We start from the raw sequence: 18828 nt of genomic DNA, 5'->3' as shown, positions 1-18828 counted from the left end.
TCAGGCGGCTCGCGGCTTCCGCTGGAAGGCGCCGACCAGGCGGCGGATCTTCTGTCCCGCCTTTGCCGCGAAGCGTTCGAGCGCGCCGATCGGCTGGCCGCCAGGGACATAAGCGACGGTGTAATACATCCAGATCGCCAGCCCTGCGAACAAGAGGAAGGGCACCCACAGCGCGATCAGCGGGTCGACCGCGCCGCGCGCGCCGAGATCCTCGGCATATTGGTTGATCTTGTGCTGCGTCACCAGCAGCACGATCGACAGGAACACCCCGAGCGCCGAGGTCGATCGTTTGGGCGGGATCGCCAGCGCCACCGCCATCAGCGGGATCAGGAACATCGACATCACCTCGACGATCCGGAAATGGAAATTGGCGCGCGATTCCAGCCGCGTCTTCAGCGACTCGTTCTTGTCGCGCCCGGCGACGAGCAGTTCGGGGATCGTCAGTTCGCGGTCGGCGCCGCCGCGCAGGCGGAACGCCTCGATCTTCGGCAGCGGGATCGGCAGGTCGTGGTTGTCGAAGGTGAGGACACGCGGCACCGCGAATTTCGGCGATTCATGGATCAGTACGCCCTGCGACAGGCGCAGGATGATCGTGTTCGGATCGTCGGTCGCGAGGAATTGCCCGCGCGATGCGGTCGCCGACACGCGCTGGCCGTCCTTGTTTTCGCCGCGCACGAAGATGCCGCGCAGCGACTTGCCGTCGTTGTAGCTTTCCTCGATGCGCAAGGTCATGCGGTCGCCCAATTTGGTGAACTCGCCGACCTTGATCGAGGCGCCGAGCGCGCCCGACCGAAGGTCGAATTGCAGCCCCTCATAGGCGTAGCGGGCATAGGGCTGGATGAAGCCGACGATCGCGAGATTGAGCGCCGCGAGCGCGATCGCATAGGCATAGGGAACGCGCAGCAGCCGCCCGAACCCCATGCCGACGCCGCGCAGCACGTCGAGCTCGCTCGACGTGGCAAGCCGCCGGAAAGCAAGGAGAATCCCCAGCATCAGGCCGATCGGGATGCCGAGCGAGAGATATTCGGGGATCAGGTTGGCGAGCATCCGCCACACGACGCTGACCGGGCCGCCTTCGGTCGCGACGAAATCGAACAGCCGCAGCATCTTTTCGAGCACAAGCAGCATCGCCGAAAGGACGAGGGTGCCGAGCATCGGGAAAAACACCAGCCGCGCGATATAACGGTCGATGGCGGGTAGCTTGTTCAATCTTTGGTCGCCCCATCACCATGATTTGGCCGCAAATGATTCCGATATGCCGATTCACGGGCAACAGGGACCCATGTCAGCGTGACGGCTGGCGTGGCTATAACCACTGGGAGCTATTGCGTCATGTCGAAATTTACGTCGGCGTCGCTCTGCGTGGCTCTGCTGTCCATGTCGGTGGCAGCGAACGCAGAGGGGCAGGTCTTACCGAACGACCTCGCCAAATGCCGGAGCGGGCCGTCCACCCTGGTCCAGATCAGCGGCGTCAAGGCCGGATCGGGCAAGATCCGTGTCCAGAGCTATCGCGCCAACGCGTCCGAATGGCTGGCCAAGGGCCGCTGGCTTACGCGCATCGAAGTCCCCGCGCGTGCGTCATCGATGACCGTGTGCGTGCCGCTTCCCCAGGCCGGCGCCTATGGCATCGCGGTGCGCCACGATTTCAACGGCAACGGCAAGACCGATCTGTCGACCGACGGCGGCGGGATGTCGAACAACCCGAGCATCAACATCTTCAACCTCGGCAAGCCGAGCTACAAGAAGACGGCGTTCGAGGTTGGCAATGCACCGAGAACGATCTCCATCACCATGAAATATATGTAGCCGATGGCCAGCGTCGCCCTTCTTTCCAATCCGCGTTCGACCGGCAACCGCTCGCTGTTGCCGCAGGTTCGCGAATTTTGTGCGGCGCACCCCGACATCTTCCACTATGAAGTGGAGGACGTCGGGCAGATCGGCGAGGCTATCCGCACGATCGCGATGGTCAACCCCAGCGTCGTCGCGATCAACGGCGGCGACGGCACGGTGCAGGCGGCGCTCACCGAACTCCATTCGGGCGGCCATTTCGACGGTTCGCCGCCGCCGGTCGCGGTGCTTCCCAACGGCAAGACCAATCTGATCGCGCTCGACCTCGGCGCCGAGGGCGATCCGATCAAGGCGCTGCAGCGCGTGCTCGACCTCGTCCATTCGGGCGAGCTTCAGGAGCATGTGATCGAGCGCCAGTTGATCGCGCTCGACAATGACGGCGGCCGGCCGGTGCTCGGCATGTTCCTCGGCGGCGCTTATCTTGCCGACGTGATGCTCTATTGCCGCAACCGAATCTATCCGCTTGGCCTGCCGAACGGCATTTCGCACATTCTTGCCGCAATCCTCGGGCTGTTCGCGATCATTTTTGGCCTCGGCGGCGGGCGGCTCCCGCCGAAGCCCGAGCCGATGACCGTCTCGCTGGTTCGCCAGGGCGAGTTCAAGGGCAAATTCTCGCTGCTGATCGTCACGACGCTGGAAAAGCTGCTGCTCAGTATCAAGACCAGCGAAAGTCACGGGACCAATGGGCACATGAAGCTGCTCGCGACCGACAGCAATGTCGGTGCGCTCTTCCGGATGCTCGGCGCGACGTGGCGCGGGACGCTGGGGCAGAAGCCGCTCAACGGGGTGCATTTCCAGCAAGGCGACGAAATCCGCATCGAGGGCAAGCGTTCGAACGTCATCCTCGACGGCGAAATTTTCGAAGCGAAGAACGGCAGGCCGATCATCCTGACCTCGACGCAGCCGGTACCGTTTCTGCGCCTCGCGGCCTGACGCCCGCCTTATGTCCGATATCCGCGCCCTCGTCCGCGAAGAGCTTGCGACGCCGGTCGATCCGCGCGCCGCGGCAATGGCCGCGGCGATCGCGGTCCACTATCCGGGCAGCGCGCGTGCGGTGCTGTTCTATGGCTCGTGCCTCCGCGAGACGCAGCTCGACGGGCTGATGCTCGATTTCTACCTGATCGTGTCCGACTATGGCGATGCCTTTCCCAAGCGCTGGATGGCGCTCGCCAACCGGCTGGTCCCGCCGAACGTCTTTCCGTTTCAGCACGGCGGGCTGATCGCCAAATATGCGGTGCTGAGCGAGGCCGACTTCGACCGGCTGAATGGCGCCGAAACGCGCAATGTGTCGGTATGGGCGCGCTTCGCGCAGCCGTCGCGACTGGTCTGGGCGGTCGACGATACCGCGCGCGACCGGGCGATCGCGGCGGTCGCGCGCGCCGCGCCGACCTTGCTCGCGGCGGCGGGGCGCGTCGAGGGCGAGGCACCGCTCGACTGGTGGCGCCGCGCCTTCGCGCTCACCTATTCGGTCGAACTCCGCGCCGAGCGCACGAACCGCGCGCAATCGGTGGTCGATGCCGATCCCGATCGCTACTTGCGGTTCAGCGAACCGGCGATTGCCGCGATTCCCGCGAACGCGCGCGGCGGCGGCTGGGCGCGGCGGCGGATCGAGGGCAAGCTGCTCAGCATCGCGCGGCTCGCGAAGGCCAGCCTGACCTATGCCGGCGGGATCGACTATCTGGCGTGGAAGATCAATCGTCACGCGGGCACCAAGATCGAGATCAAGCCCTGGCAACGCCGCTGGCCGCTCGTCGCCGCGCTGACCCTGGTGCCGCGCCTGATCCGGGGCGGGGCGATCCGTTAGGCATGCAACGCCGGTGACTATGGACCCCGGATCAAGTCGGGGGTGACGAAAAGACAAGCTGTCGCTTCAGCTCGCCAGCCGCTGCCCCTCGGGCCGTCCGTCGCCGCAGCGCCGGATCGCCTGATCGAGCGCGGTCAGGGTGAAGGGCTTGCGCAGCACGTCATGGTCGCCGAAGGCCTCGACCTCGCCCGCGTCGCCCGCATAACCGGTGACGAACAGGATCGGGAGGGCCGGCCAGCGCCGCCTGAGCTGAGCGACCATTTCGGGGCCGGTGAGCTGCGGCATCAGCACGTCGGAAAGGACGAGGTCGAAACCGCCGTGGCGTTCGACGATCGCCTCTGCGTCGAGCGGGTTGGCGCAGGCGACCGCCTTGTGTCCGAGCTCCTCGACCGCATCGACGGTCGCGGCGAGCACGCGCTGGTCGTCCTCGACGACAAGGATGTTCAGCGCTTCGGCGGGGGACGAAGCGGCCGGATCGGCGTCGGCGTTGCTATCCGCCAGCGCCGCCGCCTCGGCTTTCGCCACGGGCAACAGCATCGCAACGCTGGTGCCTTCGCCCTCGGTCGAATGGATCTGCACCTCGCCGTCCGACTGACGGCAGAAGGCGAAGACCTGGCTCATGCCGAGCCCGGTGCCCTGACCCGCGGGCTTGGTGGTGTAGAAGGGGTCGAACACCCGCTCGAGTACTTCCGCCGACATGCCGCAGCCGGTGTCGATGACCTGCACCGCCAGCGCGGCGGTCTGGTCCTGCTCGTCGGCGAGGGTGCGGATCGTCAGCGAGCCATGCCCCTCCATCGCGTCGCGTGCGTTGACCGAGAGGTTAAGCAGCGCGTTCTCGAACTGCTGCCGGTCGATCCAGCAGGCGAGGCCGGGGCTGTTGAGATCGAGCGTCAGCGCGATGCGGTCGCCGATCGTGCGCTCGATCAACTCGGCGAAGCTGGCGATGCAGTCGTCGACGACGACCATTTCGGGGCGCGCGGGTTCGGAGCGCGCGAAGGCGAGCAGGCGGCGGGTCAGGTCGGCGGCGCGGTTGGCGCCGTCCATCGCGTTCGACAAATGGCGCTGCGCCTTTTCGGGCGCGGTGACAACCAGCCGCTGCGCGAGCTCGAGCCCGCCGACGACGACCGCGAGCATATTGTTGAAGTCGTGCGCGATGCCGCCGGTGAGCTGGCCGACCGCTTCCATCTTCTGCGCCTGCCGCAGCTGCGCCTCGGCGGCCTCGCGCTCGCTCATCTCGCTGCGCAGCGCGACGTTCGCTTGTTCGAGCTCGGCGGTGCGCGCTTCGACCGCGGCCTCCAGCTGCATGGCGCGGTCGCTCTCGGCCCATTGTTCGCGGCGCGCGGCGCGGCGTTCGCTTTCGGCGCGGACCAGCGACACGGTCGCGGCAATCGCGATGACCGCGGCGGCGGCGCCGAGCAGCGAAAAGAGCAGGATCGCTTGGTTGAGGCTCGCGCGGTCGGCCGACGCGACGCGGTTGCGCTCGGCGAGGATCGTCCGCTCGTTGCGGATCAACTCGGACAAGAGCCGGTCGATACGGGTCAGCGCGGCGTCGTGACCGGCGGCATTATATTTGGAGATGGCGGCGACGGTCTGGCGATAATTGGCGCTGAGTGCCGCGTCGCCGAGCTGCTCGCCGCGCACGTTGAGTTCAGCGGTCAATTGCTTGACGAGCGCGTCCTGCTTGGGGTTGTCGCGGACATTGCGTTGCAGCAGCGTCAGATATTGCTGCGACAGCCCCCATTGCTGTTGATAGACGCGGCCGTCCTCCTTCTGCAGCCCGACCGCGAAGCGCCCGAGCGCAGCCTCGGCGCGCGCGAGCGCGGCGTCGAGGCTGCGCGTCTGCGAGATGATTTCCAGGCTGTGCGCCTGCCAGCCTAGCGAGCGGTCGTAGCTGTCGTTGGCGCGGGTGAGCAACAGCACGAGCGCGCCGACGATTCCGGTCAGGATCGCGCCGAGGACGATCGTCAGCCAGAAGCGCAACCGCTCCCGCCGATCCTCGGTTTCATTGTCGATATCCCGCTCGAACACGCTCATCTTCTACCGGACGCGCGCTTTACCGCAAAGCCGCGAAGGCGCCGCGCCGGGGCAACGCCTTCAACTCGCCGCGAAAAGGAATCCGCTGGTCGGCGCGGCGGTCCGGTTCAGCCAATGATCTGCGCGCGCTTGCCCGCGCGCTCGAAGCGGCCAAGGATCTCGTCGACCTGGTCGCTGGTGTGCTCGGCGCAGAGCGAACAGCGCAGCAGCGTCATCCCCGCGGGGGTTGCGGGCGGACGGGCAAGGTTCACGTAAAGACCTTCCTCGAGCAGCGCTTCCCACATCATCGCGCCCTTTTCGAGGTCGGGCATGATCACCGCGATGATCGCCGACTGCGGCTCTTCGGTGCCGAGCTGGAAGCCGAGCGCGCGGAGGCCCGCGTGGAGTTTCTTGCTGTTCTCCCACAGGTGCGCGCGCTTGTTCGACCCGTGCATCAGCTTGCGGATGCTCGTCGCGGCGGTCGCGACGACGCTGGGGGGCAGCGAGGCGGTGAACACATAGGGGCGGCAGACGAGCCGCATGATCTCGAACTTCGGGTGGTTCGACACGCAGAAACCGCCGACGGTGCCGACGCTCTTCGAAAAGGTGCCGATGATGAAATCGACATCGTCGATCACGCCCTGCGCCTCGGCAACGCCGCGGCCATGCTCGCCGATAAAGCCCATCGAATGCGCTTCGTCGACGAGGACCATCGCGCCATTTTCCTTGGCGATGCGGACCATCTCTTTCAGCGGCGCGATGTCGCCGAGCATCGAATAGACGCCCTCGAGCACGACGAGCTTGCCCGCCTCGGCGGGCAGGCGCTTCAGCCGCTTTTCGAGCGCCTCGATATCGTTGTGGCGAAAGGCGACGATCTCGGCATCGCCCATCTTGCATCCGTCATAGATCGATGCGTGGCTGTCGATGTCGAGAATGACATAATCGCCCTTGCCCGCAATCGTCGAAATGATCCCGAGGTTCGCCTGATAGCCGGTCGAGAACACCATGGCGTGGTCCATGGCGTAGAATTCCTTGAGCGCCTCTTCGCATTCCTTGTGGCCCTGATAGGTGCCGTTGAGGACGCGGCTGCCGGTGGTGCCGCTGCCGAACGTGTCGAGCGCCTCCTTGCCCGCGGCGATGACATCCTCGTCGAAGGTCATGCCCATATAATTATAGGTGCCGAGCAGGATCGTCTCGCGCCCGTTGCAGATCGCGACGGTCGGCGAGAGCACTTTCTCCATCACCAGGCTGAACGGGTCGGTGACGCCGGTCGCGAGCAGATCCTCGCGCTGCTGGATCAGCGGGTCGAATTTCGAGAAGAGGTCGGTCATTTGAGTTCTTCCGTGTGCCCCGGCGAAAGCCGGGGTCCAGATGGGTGGTGCGTCGTCGCGATGGGCCCCGGCTTTCGCCGGGGATCACGGATGCGTCAGCCCTGCAGCTTTTCGACTGCCGCAACCAACTGGCCGACCGTCTCGATCTCGGCCTGCTGGTTCATGCTGATGATGATGTCGAACGTGTCCTCGACCTCGGCGACGAAATCCATCACGGTCAGGCTGTCCCATTCGAGATCGCCGGCGAAGGTGGTGGCGTCGGTCAGCGCGACGCCTTTCTTGTTGAAAGGTTCGATCAGGCCGAAAATCTGGTCCTTGAGGGCGGTGCTCATCTGGTGCGTCCCATAATGGAAGAAAGTTGCGCGCGGGAATGCCGCGATGCTTCCCGCTTGGCAAGCGAATGCGGCGGGAATCGGGCAGCATCTTGCCGTTTACGGCGCGCCATGCCATCCCGATCACGGGTCGCTGAAGCCTTCGGGCAGGGGACAGGACTTTATGGACAGCGAAAAATCGAGCGTGACGCCGGAGCCGGCGACGGGCTTTCCGTCCAACGCGGTGCATCTCGTCCGCACGACGCAGCAGATCACGATGCAATTGTCGCAGATGGCGGATCAAAAGGCGTCGATCCTGATGGGCGCGACCTTCGTCGTCTTCACGCTCGCGGTCGGGCAGGCGCGCTCGGGCGGCGGGGCGCTCGCGATGCCGCTGACGATCCTCGCGACTTTCTCGTTCCTTTCGGCGCTGCTGGCGGTTTCGGCGGTGCTGCCGCGTGTCGGCAAGGCACCGCCCGTCGTTTACAAGGACGGCAAGGACCACAGCAATATCCTGTTCTTCGGCCGCTTCGAGCAGATGGAGGAAGATGAATATATCGCGGCGGTCAAGGCGCGCCTGCGCAGCGAAGAGGATATGTACGAGGCGATGCTGCGCGACACCTATCAGAACGGGATCGTGCTGGCGCGGCGCAAATATCGGTATCTTGCCTATGCGTACCGGCTGTTCGTGACGGGGCTGACGTTGACCTTCGTGGCCTTCGGGGTCGAGATGGCGATGCTGCGGGTGGGATGATGCAGCGACGCACCAGGTAATATCATTCGTCATCCCGGACTCGATCCGGGATTCACTCACGCGGCGCTGGAGGAATGGATCCCCGGTCAAGTCCGGGATGACGATGAAAATGTTGGCAGATGCATTGCTGTTGCCTTTGTGCCACCCCCTGCAGACAAATAAACCGCCCGCGCCGGACCACACTTGAACCCCCAAGCCGTCCCGCCTATCCGGGCCGGCTATGCTGGAGCAGGCCCACCCCCTGACTGCGGATCGCCCGCAGGATTTCCGCGCCGAGTTTCGCGCGACGCTGGCGCTCGCCGTGCCGCTGGCGGCGGCGAACTTGCTCCAGATGATGGTCCACGCGATCGACGTCATTTTCGTGGCCCGGCTCGGCGACAAGGATCTGGCGGCCTCGTCGCTCGGGGTTTCGATCTTCGGTCTGTTGCTCTGGACCGGCACCGGCCTCGTCAGCGCCGCCGCGCCGCTGATCGCCGCAGAACTCGGTCGCCGCAAGCATAGCGTGCGCGAGGTGCGCCGCACCGTTCGCATGGCGCTGTGGCTGAGCGCGCTCGTTTCGCTGGTGTTCATGGCCGTTTGCGCGGCGGGCGGGCCGATCATGCGCGCGACGGGGCAGCCCGAGGAGCTGACCACGCGCGCGGCGAGCTTTTTGCTGATCCTGATGCTCGGGATGTTCCCGATGATCGCGGCGGCGGTGCTGCGCATTTTCGTCTCGGCGCTGGGTCGCCCGACGATCGCGACGATGATCACTTTCTTTGCGCTCGGCACCAATGCGCTCGGCAACTGGGCGCTCGTCTTCGGTCACCTCGGTATGCCCGCGCTCGGCCTCCACGGTTCGGCGCTGTCGAGCATCATCACGAGTACGCTGATCCTGCTCGCCTATGTCGTTGTGATCCAGAGCGACCGGCGCTTGCGCCGCTATCGCCTGTTCGGCAACTGGTGGCGCAGCGAATGGAGCCGCTTCGTCGAGATGCTGCGCATCGGCACCCCGATCAGCCTGACCATTCTGGCCGAGGCGGGGCTGTTCACCGGCGCGGCCTTCCTGATGGGGCGCATCGGCGAAGCGCAGCTTGCCGGGCACACGATCGCGCTGCAGGTCGCCGCGCTCGCGTTCCAGATCCCGTTCGGGGTCGCGCAGGCGGCGACGATCCGCGTTGGGCTGGCTTATGGTGCGCAGGATCATCGCGGTATCGGGCTCGCGGGCTATGCCTCGCTCGCGCTCGGCATCGGCTTCATGGGTTTTACCGCGATGCTGATGTGGTTGTTCCCGTCGCTCGTCCTGTCGATCTATGTCGACGTCGATGCCGCGCGCAACGCTGCACTGGTCGGTTTCGCGATGCAGTTCCTCGTCGTCGCCGCGGCGTTCCAGCTGTTCGACGGTGCGCAGGCGGTCGCGGCTGGCGTGCTGCGCGGGTTGCAGGACACGCGCGTGCCGATGATCATCGCGGTCTGTGGCTACTGGATCGCCGGATATGGCACCGCGATCTACCTCGGCTTCTGGACGCCGCTTCAGGGCGTGGGCGTCTGGATCGGGCTCGCCGTGGGCTTGATCGTCGTGGCCGCGCTGCTGCTTACGCGCTGGCGGATGCGGGCGCGATTGGGGCTGCTTCCTTCAATCGCTGCTGGCTGAATTGGTGCGCCAGCTGGTTGAGGCGCCGGGTCATCGCGACCAGTTCGTCACGACTGGTCAGCATCGGCGGGCGCTGCGCGTTCGATGAATTCTGGAAACTCAGCCGGCTGGTCACCGTCCGGCCATCGAACACGAGTGCGACTTCGAGCACCGAATGGACGATATCGGCTCTGACAGGTAGAAGCTGCTGGATAGCTGCAACGCGAACGTCGAGACGCTTCGGGTTGCGGAACCGATCGCGCGCCTTCTGTAGAAGGGTCAGCTTCTGGCTGAATGGCTGTCCCGGACTCGCCTTCACATCGGTCCTGCCGATATATTGCATAACCGCCGATTCGAGGCGGGCAAAGGCGTCCAAAAAATCGCATCGCAGCAACTGCGCATCATTTCGAAGCACCGTTAGATCGGTGGCGTCGCTGCCCTTGATGATCGGAATTTCGTACCCCATCTCAGCGGCGTAACGCGCCGCCGAAAATTTTCCCTTAATCGCCTTGACGCTGTCACAACCCCCACCCATATGCCGGCTGTTAGCACTCGCACCCCGTGAGTGCTAAAACGACATCCATTGCATCTCTGGAGGGATATCCATGCAATTTCGTCCGCTGCACGACCGCGTGCTCGTTCGCCGTATCGAAGCCGAAGAAAAGACGGCCGGCGGCATCATCATCCCCGACACCGCCAAGGAAAAGCCGCAGGAAGGCGAAGTCGTCGCCGTCGGTTCCGGCGCCAAGGCCGAAGACGGCAAGGTCACGCCGCTCGACGTCAAGTCGGGCGACCGCATCCTGTTTGGCAAATGGTCGGGCACCGAAGTCAAGGTCGACGGCGAAGAGCTGCTGATCATGAAGGAATCGGACATCCTCGGCGTCATCGCCTGAGTGATTTGATCGAATCTCGAGTGAAGTTGCGCAGTTTCCTGCGCCTTTGAAAGGAATAAGCCCATGGCTGCTAAAGACGTCAAATTCTCGCGCGACGCGCGCGAACGCATCCTGCGCGGTGTCGACACCCTCGCCGACGCGGTGAAGGTCACCCTCGGCCCCAAGGGCCGTAACGTCGTGATCGACAAGAGCTTCGGCGCGCCCCGCATCACCAAGGACGGCGTGACCGTCGCCAAGGAAATCGAACTCAAGGACAAGTTCGAGAATATGGGCGCCCAGATGCTGCGCGAAGTCGCATCGAAGGCGAACGACAAAGCCGGCGACGGCACCACCACCGCGACCGTGCTCGCCCAGGCGATCGTGCGCGAAGGCATGAAGTCGGTTGCCGCCGGCATGAACCCGATGGACCTGAAGCGCGGCATCGACCTCGCGGTCACCAAGGTCGTCGAAACGATCAAGGCACAGTCGAAGCCCGTTTCGGGCACCGCTGAAATCGCTCAGGTCGGCATCATCTCGGCGAACGGCGACAAGGAAGTCGGCGAGAAGATCGCCGAAGCCATGGACAAGGTCGGCAAGGAAGGCGTGATCACCGTCGAGGAAGCCAAGGGCCTCGATTTCGAGCTCGATGTCGTCGAAGGCATGCAGTTCGACCGCGGCTATCTGAGCCCCTATTTCATCACCAATCCGGAAAAGATGCTCGTCGAGCTGGCCGATCCGTACATCCTGATCTTCGAAAAGAAGCTGTCGAACCTCCAGTCGATGCTTCCGATCCTCGAAGCCGTGGTGCAGTCGGGCCGTCCGCTCCTGATCATCGCCGAGGACATCGAAGGCGAAGCGCTCGCAACGCTCGTCGTCAACCGTCTGCGCGGCGGCCTGAAGGTCGCGGCCGTCAAGGCGCCGGGCTTCGGCGATCGCCGCAAGGCGATGCTGCAGGACATCGCGATCCTCACCGCCGGTGAAATGATCAGCGAAGACCTGGGCATCAAGCTCGAGTCGGTCACGCTGAACATGCTCGGCCAGGCGAAGCGCGTCACGATCGACAAGGACAACACCACCATCGTCGATGGTGCTGGCGACCATGACGCGATCAAGGGCCGCGTCGAACAGATCCGTGCGCAGATCGAAACGACGACCAGCGACTACGACAAGGAAAAGCTGCAGGAACGTCTGGCGAAGCTCGCCGGCGGTGTTGCCGTGATCAAGGTCGGCGGCGCTTCGGAAGTCGAAGTGAAGGAACGCAAGGACCGCGTCGACGACGCGCTCCACGCGACCCGCGCCGCGGTCGAGGAAGGCATCGTCCCCGGCGGCGGTACCGCGCTGCTGTACGCCACCAAGGCCCTCGCAGGCCTGTCGGGCGTCAACGAAGACCAGACCCGCGGTGTCGACATCATCCGTCGCGCGCTGCAGGCTCCGGTTCGCCAGATCGCCGAAAACGCGGGCTTCGACGGCGGCGTCGTCGCGGGCAAGCTGTTCGACCAGAACGACAGCAACTTCGGCTTCAACGCCTCGACCGACGTCTATGAAGACCTGGTCAAGGCCGGTGTCATCGACCCGACCAAGGTCGTCCGCACCGCGCTGCAGGATGCGGCCTCGGTCGCCGGCCTGCTGATCACGACCGAAGCCGGCATTGCCGAGACGCCCGAAGACAAGCCGGCGATGCCGATGGGCGGCGGCGGCATGGGCGGCATGGGCGGCATGGACTTCTAAGTCCGTACCGTTCGGCGCTCAGCCAACTAGAAACGGGGCCGGGGGAGCGATCCTCCGGCCCTTTTTCCTGTCCTCTCTCATCGTCACCCCGGACTTGATCCGGGGTCCATTCAAGCGGTCGTGGCGATGGATGCCGGATCAAGTCCGGCATGACGAAGGAGGATATCGAAATAGGATGGCCGGGGCATTGCCAGTTCACCTCGGGCAACATAGCTAGACGTGATGTTTCTGCTCTACGCCCTTGCCGCATCCGCTATCGCCGGCGATCCCGCTCCGATCGAACGCTGCGGCTATCGCATCGTGCAAGGCTACCCGCACGATGCGACCAGTTTCACCCAGGGCCTCTTCTGGGACGAGGGGCATCTCTACGAAGCCACCGGTCAATATGGCCAGTCGCGCGTCGCGCGGCTCGACCTCAAGACCGGTCGCGCGCTGATCCAGACGAAGCTGCCGTCGGACCAGTTCGGTGAGGGCATCACCCGCTGGGGCGACCAGATCGTCGGCGTAACCTGGCAGAATGGCGTGGGGCATCGCTGGTCGATCAAGGATCTGAAGCCGCTCGGGACCTTCAAATATGACGGCGAGGGGTGGGGCGTGACGATGGTCGGGGACAGCCTCGTCCTCAGCGACGGATCGTCGGAGCTCAAGTTTTTCGATCCCGCGACGATGACGGAACAGAAGCGCATCACCGTCCGCTTCGGTGGCCGTCCGCTGGCGATGCTCAACGAGCTCGAAACGATCGACGGTCAGGTCTGGGCCAATGTCTGGATGACCGACCTGATCGTGCGCATCGATCCGGCGAGCGGCGACATCAAATCCTACATCGATCTGACCGGGCTCAGGCAGGATGCGGGTGCGACGGGCGGCGACAGCGTGCTCAACGGCATCGCGTGGGACGCCAAGAAGAAGCGGCTGTTCGTCACCGGCAAATATTGGCCGAAGCTTTACGAGATCGCGCTCGCCGACTGCGGTTAGGCTCTCAGCGCCGCCTCCATCCGCGCCGCCGCAGCATCGTAGACGCGGGCCTTCAGCCCCTCGGTGATTACCGCCGGCGTCCGGTCGGGATGGCCGCCGGCGAAGGGCGGGGCGGGGTCATATTCGATCGCGAGCTGGATTGCCTGCGCCACCGCATCGCCCTTGATCCGGGCGATCAAGCTCAGCGCGAAGTCGAGTCCCGAGGTCACGCCGCCGCTGGTGACGACGGGGCCGTCCTCGACGATCCGTTCCGCCTGGTGGGCCGCGCCGACAAGCGGCAGCAAATGCGTGTAGCCCCAATGGGTCGTTGCGCGCTTGCCCTTGAGCAGCCCAGCGCGGCCGAGCAGGAAGGCGCCGGTGCAGACGCTCGTGACCCATGCGGCGCCTGCCGCCTGCCGTGCGATGAAGTCGATCGTCGCCGCGTCGCCGAGCGCGTCGACGACGCCGTGCCCGCCGGGAACGCACAGGATGTCGGCTTGCGGCGCGCTGGCGAAATCATGCGTTGGCAGGATCGCAAAGCCGCTGTCGGTCGCGATCGGATCGAGGCTTTGGGCCGCGCCGACCAGGGTCGCGCCGGGCATCCGGCAGAGTGCCTGCGCCGGCGCGGTGAAGTCGAGCTGCGTGATGCCCGGAAAGAGCAGGAAGACGATGGTGATCGGGGTTTCGGTCATGCGGATGGTCCCTCTTCGGCAGTGGATCACCCAGGCGCGCGGCTTACATCGGCCCCGCTTCCCGATGGAACTCCACCTTCTTGCGCCAGTCGCGGGACAGCGTCATCCTAATCCCGCCGCGCTTCGAGGGGAAGACTATTTTGCCGTTTCTTCCCTGGTGGCGGCCTCGTCGGCTGCCGGCGCGGCGGCGTCGCGGCTTTCCAGCATTTCGGCGGCATCGTCGAGCGCCTTGGCCTCGCTGACGGTCACGCCGCCGGGGCCGGGCTCATTCTCGGTGCGGCTGCATCCCGCCGCCAGCATCGCAAGGGCCGCGGCGGGCAGGAAATATCGCATCATCCACTCCAGCAAAAAGGGGCCCCATCCGGCAGGATGGAGCCCCTCGATATCAGCCAGAAGGCCAGCCTGCGACTTACTTCTTGTCGTTGGCTTCGGCCTTCTTGGTTTCGTCGGCAATCTTGTCGCCCGCGGCCGCGGCGGCGTCGCCTGCTGCGTTCACGGTGCCTTCGACGGCATTGCCGGCCTTGTCGGCGGCGCCTTCGACAGCGGCGCCGGCATCCTTGGCGGCATCGGCAGTCGCGTCGGCAGCGTCGGTGGCGGCATCGGCCGCGGCATCACCGGCGGCGGCGGCATCGTCGGCAACTGCGCCCGCGGCTTCCGACGTTTCTTCCTGCGCCTTTTCCGAGCAGGCGGCGAGGCTGAAAGCGGCCGCGGCCATCGAGGCGATGATGATCTTGCGCATGGGGTCTCCCTCTATCCAATATAATGGCCGAAAAGCCATCATGCCGAGATTAAACGGCGATGCGCGGCTTGGCAACCGGCGAGCATCCGCCGAGCAGAAAGGCGCGAAAAGGAGGGCGATTCGCTATTTGCAAACGCATGACGGACCGTCCGGTATCGGGCGGTTAGCTGCCATTTGCGACCGATCCGGCTTCGATGACCGGTTTCGACTGAAGGTGACCTATCCATCATCGTCACCCCGGACTTGATCCGGGGTCCATGACTTCAGCGCTGCGGTGGATCCGGGATCAAGTCCGGGATGACGAATGACAGCATACGGCCGGTTGCTGCCATAAGATCCTCCCCATCGACTTGCGATGGGGAGGGGGACCGCCGCGAAGCGGTGGTGGAGGGGCGGCGGGCGTTAGCGAGCGCTGCGCGCTCGGCCCCTCCGTCAGCCCTTCGGGCTGCCACCTCCCCATCGCAAGTCGATGGGGAGGACCATAACGGCAGCTCACCACCCCCATAGCCGTCATCCTCGGCCGAATTTGCAATCGACATGATCGCCAAAAGGAAAGGGGCCGCCAGCGCGTGCCGACGACCCCTCGATCCTTTCGGCCGCAACGGCCGGAAAGAAGCTTACTTCTTGGCTTCTTCCATCGCGCCCTTGGCGGCGTCGGTCGCTTCCTTCGCAGCGTCGGCGGCTTCGGTCGCCTTGTCGGCAGCCTTGGCAGCGTCGCCAGCGGCAGCGGCATCGGTCGCTTCCTTGGCGGCGTCGCCAGCGGTCGCAGCTGCGTCGGCAGCGCCTTCGGCAGCCTGCATCGCGCCGTCGGCAGCGCCTTCGACGGTTTCGGTCGCCGGGGTTTCGGTGGTGGCGGCGTCGTCGGCAGCCTTTTCACCGCAAGCGGCGAGGCCCATCGTGGCGGCCAGAACGAGCGACAGAGTGATCGATTTCTTCATATGGGAATACCCCTCTCGGTTTGAACGGATCGACCGGCATGGGAACCAATCGATCCCGTGAACTTGCCAATCGCGGGCAGAATTACCGCCTCGCCAAATGGCGTGCAATGACCTTTTTTCAAGGATGCCCGCCATTTGTCGTAATTTCGGGCCTGCCGATTCGCCAGCGGCGGAAATCGCGGCTTGCGGACTGGTTGACCAGATATAAAGAAAGCTTTATATGTGAATATATGACCGAGCTGCTCGACATTTTTCGCGCCCTTGCGGACCCCACGCGCCTGCGGGTCGTCGCGCTGCTGCGCGAGATGGAACTGGCGATCGGCGAGCTGGCCGCGGTGCTCGACCAGAGCCAGCCGCGCGTATCGCGCCACGTCCGCATCCTCGCCGAGGCAGGGATTGTCGAGCGGCGGCGCGAGGGGAGTTGGGTGTTCCTGCGGGTCGTCGAAAAGGGTCCCGTCGCCGATATCATCGCGCAGGCGGGCGGCTGGCCCTTTTCGGCGCGCGAGGCGCTGGTGATCGCGCACGATGCGCGCCGGCTGGCTGCGGTGCGCGACGAGCGCGCGGCGGCCGCCGAGCGCTATTTCGCCGAACATGCCGCCGAATGGGATGCGATCCGGTCGCGCCACGTCGCCGAGAGCGAGGTCGAGGCCGCGATGCTCGCGATGATGCACAATCGCCGGCTCGGTCATCTGCTCGACATCGGTACGGGAACGGGCCGGATGGCGGAGATTTTCGCGCCCACCGCGCGCCGGATCACCGCGCTCGATCGCAGCCCCGAAATGCTCCGCATCGCGCGCACGAAACTGTCGGGCCAGCCGCTGCCGATCGACCTGGTTCAGGGCGATTTCCTGCATCTGCCGCTTGCCGACGCCAGCACCGACAGCATCGTCATCCATCAGGCGCTCCATTTCGCGCACGAACCCGACCGTGTGATCGCCGAGGCGGCGCGCGTGCTGCGCGGCGGCGGCCATCTGCTGATCGTCGATTTCGCGCCGCATGAGGATGAGGAGCTGCGCACGCTCGGCGCGCACGCGCGCCTCGGCTTTTCGGATGCGCAGATCCGCGGCTGGTTCGCCTCGGCGGGGCTGCTGCTCGAAACCACCCAGACGCTGGAAGGCGGCGACCTGGCCGTGAAGCTGTGGCTCGGCCGCCGGCGCAGCGACGAAGATCAACCCCCCGTCGCCGAGGGCGGGCAAAATAAAAGGCTGGCCGCATGACCTCGAACCTCAACTCGCTGGCGGAGGCGCGCCGCGCGGCGGCCTCGCCGCTGTTCGCCAATCTGGATGGCGACATCGGCGTCAGTTTCGAGTTCTTCCCGCCGAAGACCGAGAAAATGGAGGCGCAGCTGTGGGATACGTTCCGCACCCTCGAACCGCTGGCGCCCAGCTTCGTCTCGGTGACCTATGGCGCCGGCGGATCGACGCGCGAGCGCACGCACGCCACCGTCGCGCGCATCGCGGCCGAAAGCGCGGTCCCGCCCGCGGCGCATCTGACCTGCGTCGAAGCCTCGCGCGCGGAGATCGACGAGGTCGCGCGGGCCTATTGGGAGGCGGGCGTGCGCCATATCGTCGCGCTGCGCGGTGATGTGCCCGGCGGCGAGCCCTATCGCGCGCACCCGGATGGCTATGCCAATGCAATCGAACTGGTCGCGGGACTGAAGGCCGTGGCGCCGTTCGACATTTCGGTCGCCGCCTATCCGGAGGTGCATCCCGATGCGTCGTGCGCCGAGGCCGACCTCGACAATCTGAAGCGCAAGCTCGACGCGGGCGCGACGCGAGCGATCACGCAGTTCTTTTTCTCTCCCGAGGCCTTCCTGCGCTTCCGCGATGCGGCGGCGGCGGCGGGGATCGCCGCGCCGATCATTCCGGGCATCCTGCCGGTGTCGAACGTCTCGCAGACGCGGCGCATGGCCGATATGTGCGGCACTGCGATCCCGGCGTGGATGGTGTCGCTGTTCGACGGGCTCGACGATCATCCCGCCGCGCGCCAGCTCGTCGCGGCGACAATCGCCGCCGAAATGTGCCGCCGCCTTTACGCCGGCGGGGTCCGCGATTTCCACTTCTATACCTTGAACCGCGCCGAACTCAGCTATGCGATCTGCCACTTGCTGGGACTGCGGCCGGTCGCGAACGCAAAGGATCAGGCGGCATGACATCAGCACGCGAAGCGCTGCAGGCGGCGGCGAAGGAGCGCATCCTGCTCACCGATGGCGGCTGGGGCACCCAGATCCAGCTCCGCAAGCTGGCCGAGGGCGATTATGCTGGCAGCCTCGGCCTGTCGCACGATCAGAAGGGCAATAACGACATCCTCGCGCTGACGCGCCCCGATGTCGTGACCGCGATCGGCGAGGCCTATCTGGCGGCCGGGTCGGATATCGTGTCGACCAACACCTTCAGCGCGAACCGGATCAGCCAGGCCGATTATGGTGCCGAGGCGCTCGTGGCCGACATCAATATCGAAAGTGCGCGGCTGGGTCGTGAGACCGCGGTGAAATATGAAGCGATCGACGGGCGTCGTCGCTTCGTCGCGGGCGCGGTCGGGCCCACGAACAAGACGCTGTCGCTGTCGCCCGACGTCAACAACCCCGGCTTTCGCGAGATCGATTTCGACGAGCTCAAGGACGTCTACCTCGAACAGGTCGTTGCACTGGCCCAGGGCGGCGCCGACTTCATCCTGATCGAGACGATCTTCGATACGCTCAACGCCAAGGCGGGGATCGCCGCGACGCTCGAGGCCGAGGCGAAGGTCGGGCGCGAGCTGCCGCTGATGATCTCGATGACGCTGACCGACCTGAGCGGCCGCAACCTGTCGGGGCATACGGTCGAAGCCTTCTGGTACGCGGTGCGCCATGCAAAGCCGCTGACGATCGGGCTCAACTGCTCGTTCGGCGCGGCGCAGCTTCGCCCGCATGTGAAGGTGCTGTCCGAACTCGCCGATGCGCTGGTGATGGTCTATCCGAACGCGGGCTTGCCGAACGAGCTCGGCGAATATGACGAGCTGCCCGACACGACCGCGGGTCTCGTCCGCGAGTGGGCCGAGCATGGCCAGGTCAACATTCTCGGCGGCTGCTGCGGATCGACCCCGGCGCATATCGCCGCGATGGCGAAAGCGATCGAGGGGCTGCCGGCGCGGCAGATTCCCGAGGTGGCGGTGCGTACGCGGCTGGCGGGGCTCGAGCCCTTCACGATGGCGGCATAATTCCCCTCCCGCTTGCGGGAGGGGCGAGGGGAGGGCC

The 18828-nt window shown here is 65.4% G+C and carries 20 protein-coding genes and 1 riboswitch; of the genes, 11 read left to right on the top strand and 9 right to left on the bottom strand.

Annotated features, from left to right (window positions below; all coding sequences use genetic code 11):
• A complete protein-coding gene (lptF, locus tag ATE64_RS13375) occupies positions 1-1209 on the bottom strand; it encodes an LPS export ABC transporter permease LptF (protein ID WP_082657653.1) in 1209 nt (402 codons plus the stop codon).
• Positions 1210-1332: 123 nt separating this feature from the next.
• Here lptF and ATE64_RS13370 point away from each other — a divergent pair, with 123 nt between their 5' ends.
• The 3 genes from ATE64_RS13370 to ATE64_RS13360 are packed head-to-tail and all read left to right on the top strand — an operon-like array spanning position 1333 to position 3652.
• The gene (locus ATE64_RS13370) at positions 1333-1806 is read left to right on the top strand and encodes a DUF2141 domain-containing protein (RefSeq protein ID WP_058455080.1); all 474 of its coding nucleotides are present in this window, start codon (positions 1333-1335) and stop codon (positions 1804-1806) included.
• 3 nt (positions 1807-1809) lie between these two features.
• The gene (locus tag ATE64_RS13365; protein WP_058455081.1) at positions 1810-2781 is read left to right on the top strand and encodes a diacylglycerol kinase family protein; all 972 of its coding nucleotides are present in this window, start codon (positions 1810-1812) and stop codon (positions 2779-2781) included.
• A gap of 10 nt (positions 2782-2791) precedes the next feature.
• A complete protein-coding gene (locus tag ATE64_RS13360; RefSeq protein WP_058455082.1) occupies positions 2792-3652 on the top strand; it encodes a hypothetical protein in 861 nt (286 codons plus the stop codon).
• A gap of 66 nt (positions 3653-3718) precedes the next feature.
• On the opposite strand, the gene ATE64_RS13355 is transcribed toward ATE64_RS13360, so the two are convergent.
• The 3 genes from ATE64_RS13355 to ATE64_RS13345 all read right to left on the bottom strand — a co-directional run bounded on the left by ATE64_RS13355 (position 3719) and on the right by ATE64_RS13345 (position 7328).
• Positions 3719-5686, bottom strand: coding sequence for an ATP-binding protein (locus ATE64_RS13355; protein WP_231729083.1), 1968 nt, complete (start codon positions 5684-5686; stop codon positions 3719-3721).
• 107 nt (positions 5687-5793) lie between these two features.
• Positions 5794-6996 carry an aminotransferase class I/II-fold pyridoxal phosphate-dependent enzyme gene (locus tag ATE64_RS13350; protein ID WP_058455083.1) on the bottom strand — a complete coding sequence of 401 codons (1203 nt, stop codon included), beginning with the start codon at positions 6994-6996 and terminating at the stop codon, positions 5794-5796.
• Positions 6997-7091: 95 nt separating this feature from the next.
• Complete coding sequence (locus ATE64_RS13345) at positions 7092-7328, bottom strand: acyl carrier protein (RefSeq protein WP_058455084.1); 237 nt, start codon at positions 7326-7328, stop codon at positions 7092-7094.
• A 163-nt stretch (positions 7329-7491) separates the two neighbouring features.
• Here ATE64_RS13345 and ATE64_RS13340 point away from each other — a divergent pair, with 163 nt between their 5' ends.
• The gene (locus ATE64_RS13340) at positions 7492-8061 is read left to right on the top strand and encodes a Pycsar system effector family protein (protein ID WP_058455146.1); all 570 of its coding nucleotides are present in this window, start codon (positions 7492-7494) and stop codon (positions 8059-8061) included.
• Positions 8062-8281: 220 nt separating this feature from the next.
• Positions 8282-9691, top strand: a complete 1410-nt coding sequence (locus tag ATE64_RS13335; protein WP_058455085.1) for an MATE family efflux transporter — start codon at positions 8282-8284, stop codon at positions 9689-9691.
• Here ATE64_RS13335 and ATE64_RS13330 read toward each other — a convergent pair.
• Entirely contained in the window at positions 9633-10205 is a 573-nt protein-coding gene (locus ATE64_RS13330; RefSeq protein ID WP_156416519.1) for a hypothetical protein, read from the bottom strand. The two genes, ATE64_RS13335 and ATE64_RS13330, sit on opposite strands and share 59 nt — an antisense overlap.
• A 70-nt stretch (positions 10206-10275) precedes the next feature.
• Here ATE64_RS13330 and groES point away from each other — a divergent pair, with 70 nt between their 5' ends.
• The 3 genes from groES (at position 10276) to ATE64_RS13315 (ending at position 13245) form a co-directional block, all read left to right on the top strand.
• Entirely contained in the window at positions 10276-10563 is a 288-nt protein-coding gene (gene groES, locus ATE64_RS13325) for a co-chaperone GroES (protein WP_058455087.1), read from the top strand.
• A gap of 63 nt (positions 10564-10626) precedes the next feature.
• The gene (gene groL / locus ATE64_RS13320) at positions 10627-12270 is read left to right on the top strand and encodes a chaperonin GroEL (RefSeq protein WP_058455088.1); all 1644 of its coding nucleotides are present in this window, start codon (positions 10627-10629) and stop codon (positions 12268-12270) included.
• Between the two features lie 222 nt (positions 12271-12492).
• Positions 12493-13245 (top strand): glutaminyl-peptide cyclotransferase, encoded by a 753-nt coding sequence (locus ATE64_RS13315; protein ID WP_058455089.1) that lies wholly within the window; start codon positions 12493-12495, stop codon positions 13243-13245.
• Here ATE64_RS13315 and ATE64_RS13310 read toward each other — a convergent pair.
• From ATE64_RS13310 to ATE64_RS13295, 4 genes are all read right to left on the bottom strand, one after another.
• A complete protein-coding gene (locus tag ATE64_RS13310) occupies positions 13242-13916 on the bottom strand; it encodes a DJ-1/PfpI family protein (protein ID WP_058455090.1) in 675 nt (224 codons plus the stop codon). The two genes, ATE64_RS13315 and ATE64_RS13310, sit on opposite strands and share 4 nt — an antisense overlap.
• Before the next feature lie 21 nt (positions 13917-13937).
• Positions 13938-14019, bottom strand: a riboswitch (ZMP/ZTP riboswitch).
• Between the two features lie 32 nt (positions 14020-14051).
• Complete coding sequence (locus tag ATE64_RS13305; protein WP_156416518.1) at positions 14052-14252, bottom strand: hypothetical protein; 201 nt, start codon at positions 14250-14252, stop codon at positions 14052-14054.
• A gap of 73 nt (positions 14253-14325) precedes the next feature.
• Positions 14326-14655 carry a hypothetical protein gene (locus ATE64_RS13300; RefSeq protein WP_058455091.1) on the bottom strand — a complete coding sequence of 110 codons (330 nt, stop codon included), beginning with the start codon at positions 14653-14655 and terminating at the stop codon, positions 14326-14328.
• 617 nt (positions 14656-15272) lie between these two features.
• On the bottom strand, positions 15273-15593 hold the full coding sequence (locus tag ATE64_RS13295; protein WP_058455092.1) for a hypothetical protein: 321 nt from the start codon (positions 15591-15593) through the stop codon (positions 15273-15275).
• 230 nt (positions 15594-15823) lie between these two features.
• On the opposite strand from ATE64_RS13295, the gene ATE64_RS13290 reads away from it, so the two are divergent.
• The 3 genes from ATE64_RS13290 to ATE64_RS13280 are packed head-to-tail and all read left to right on the top strand — an operon-like array spanning position 15824 to position 18791.
• Positions 15824-16810: a metalloregulator ArsR/SmtB family transcription factor gene (locus tag ATE64_RS13290; protein ID WP_058455093.1), complete on the top strand. Its 987-nt coding sequence runs from the start codon at positions 15824-15826 to the stop codon at positions 16808-16810.
• On the top strand, positions 16807-17745 hold the full coding sequence (gene metF / locus ATE64_RS13285) for a methylenetetrahydrofolate reductase (protein WP_058455094.1): 939 nt from the start codon (positions 16807-16809) through the stop codon (positions 17743-17745). The genes ATE64_RS13290 and metF overlap by 4 nt, the downstream gene beginning before the upstream one ends.
• Positions 17742-18791: a homocysteine S-methyltransferase family protein gene (locus ATE64_RS13280; RefSeq protein ID WP_058455095.1), complete on the top strand. Its 1050-nt coding sequence runs from the start codon at positions 17742-17744 to the stop codon at positions 18789-18791. Before metF ends, ATE64_RS13280 begins: the two co-directional genes overlap by 4 nt.
• Positions 18792-18828 lie beyond the last annotated feature (37 nt).

It is taken from the genome of Sphingopyxis sp. H073, assembly GCF_001468395.1.
Lineage (GTDB): Bacteria > Pseudomonadota > Alphaproteobacteria > Sphingomonadales > Sphingomonadaceae > Sphingopyxis.
Note: the sequence above shows the minus strand (reverse complement) of the source record. Positions and strands in the feature narration are given on the sequence as shown.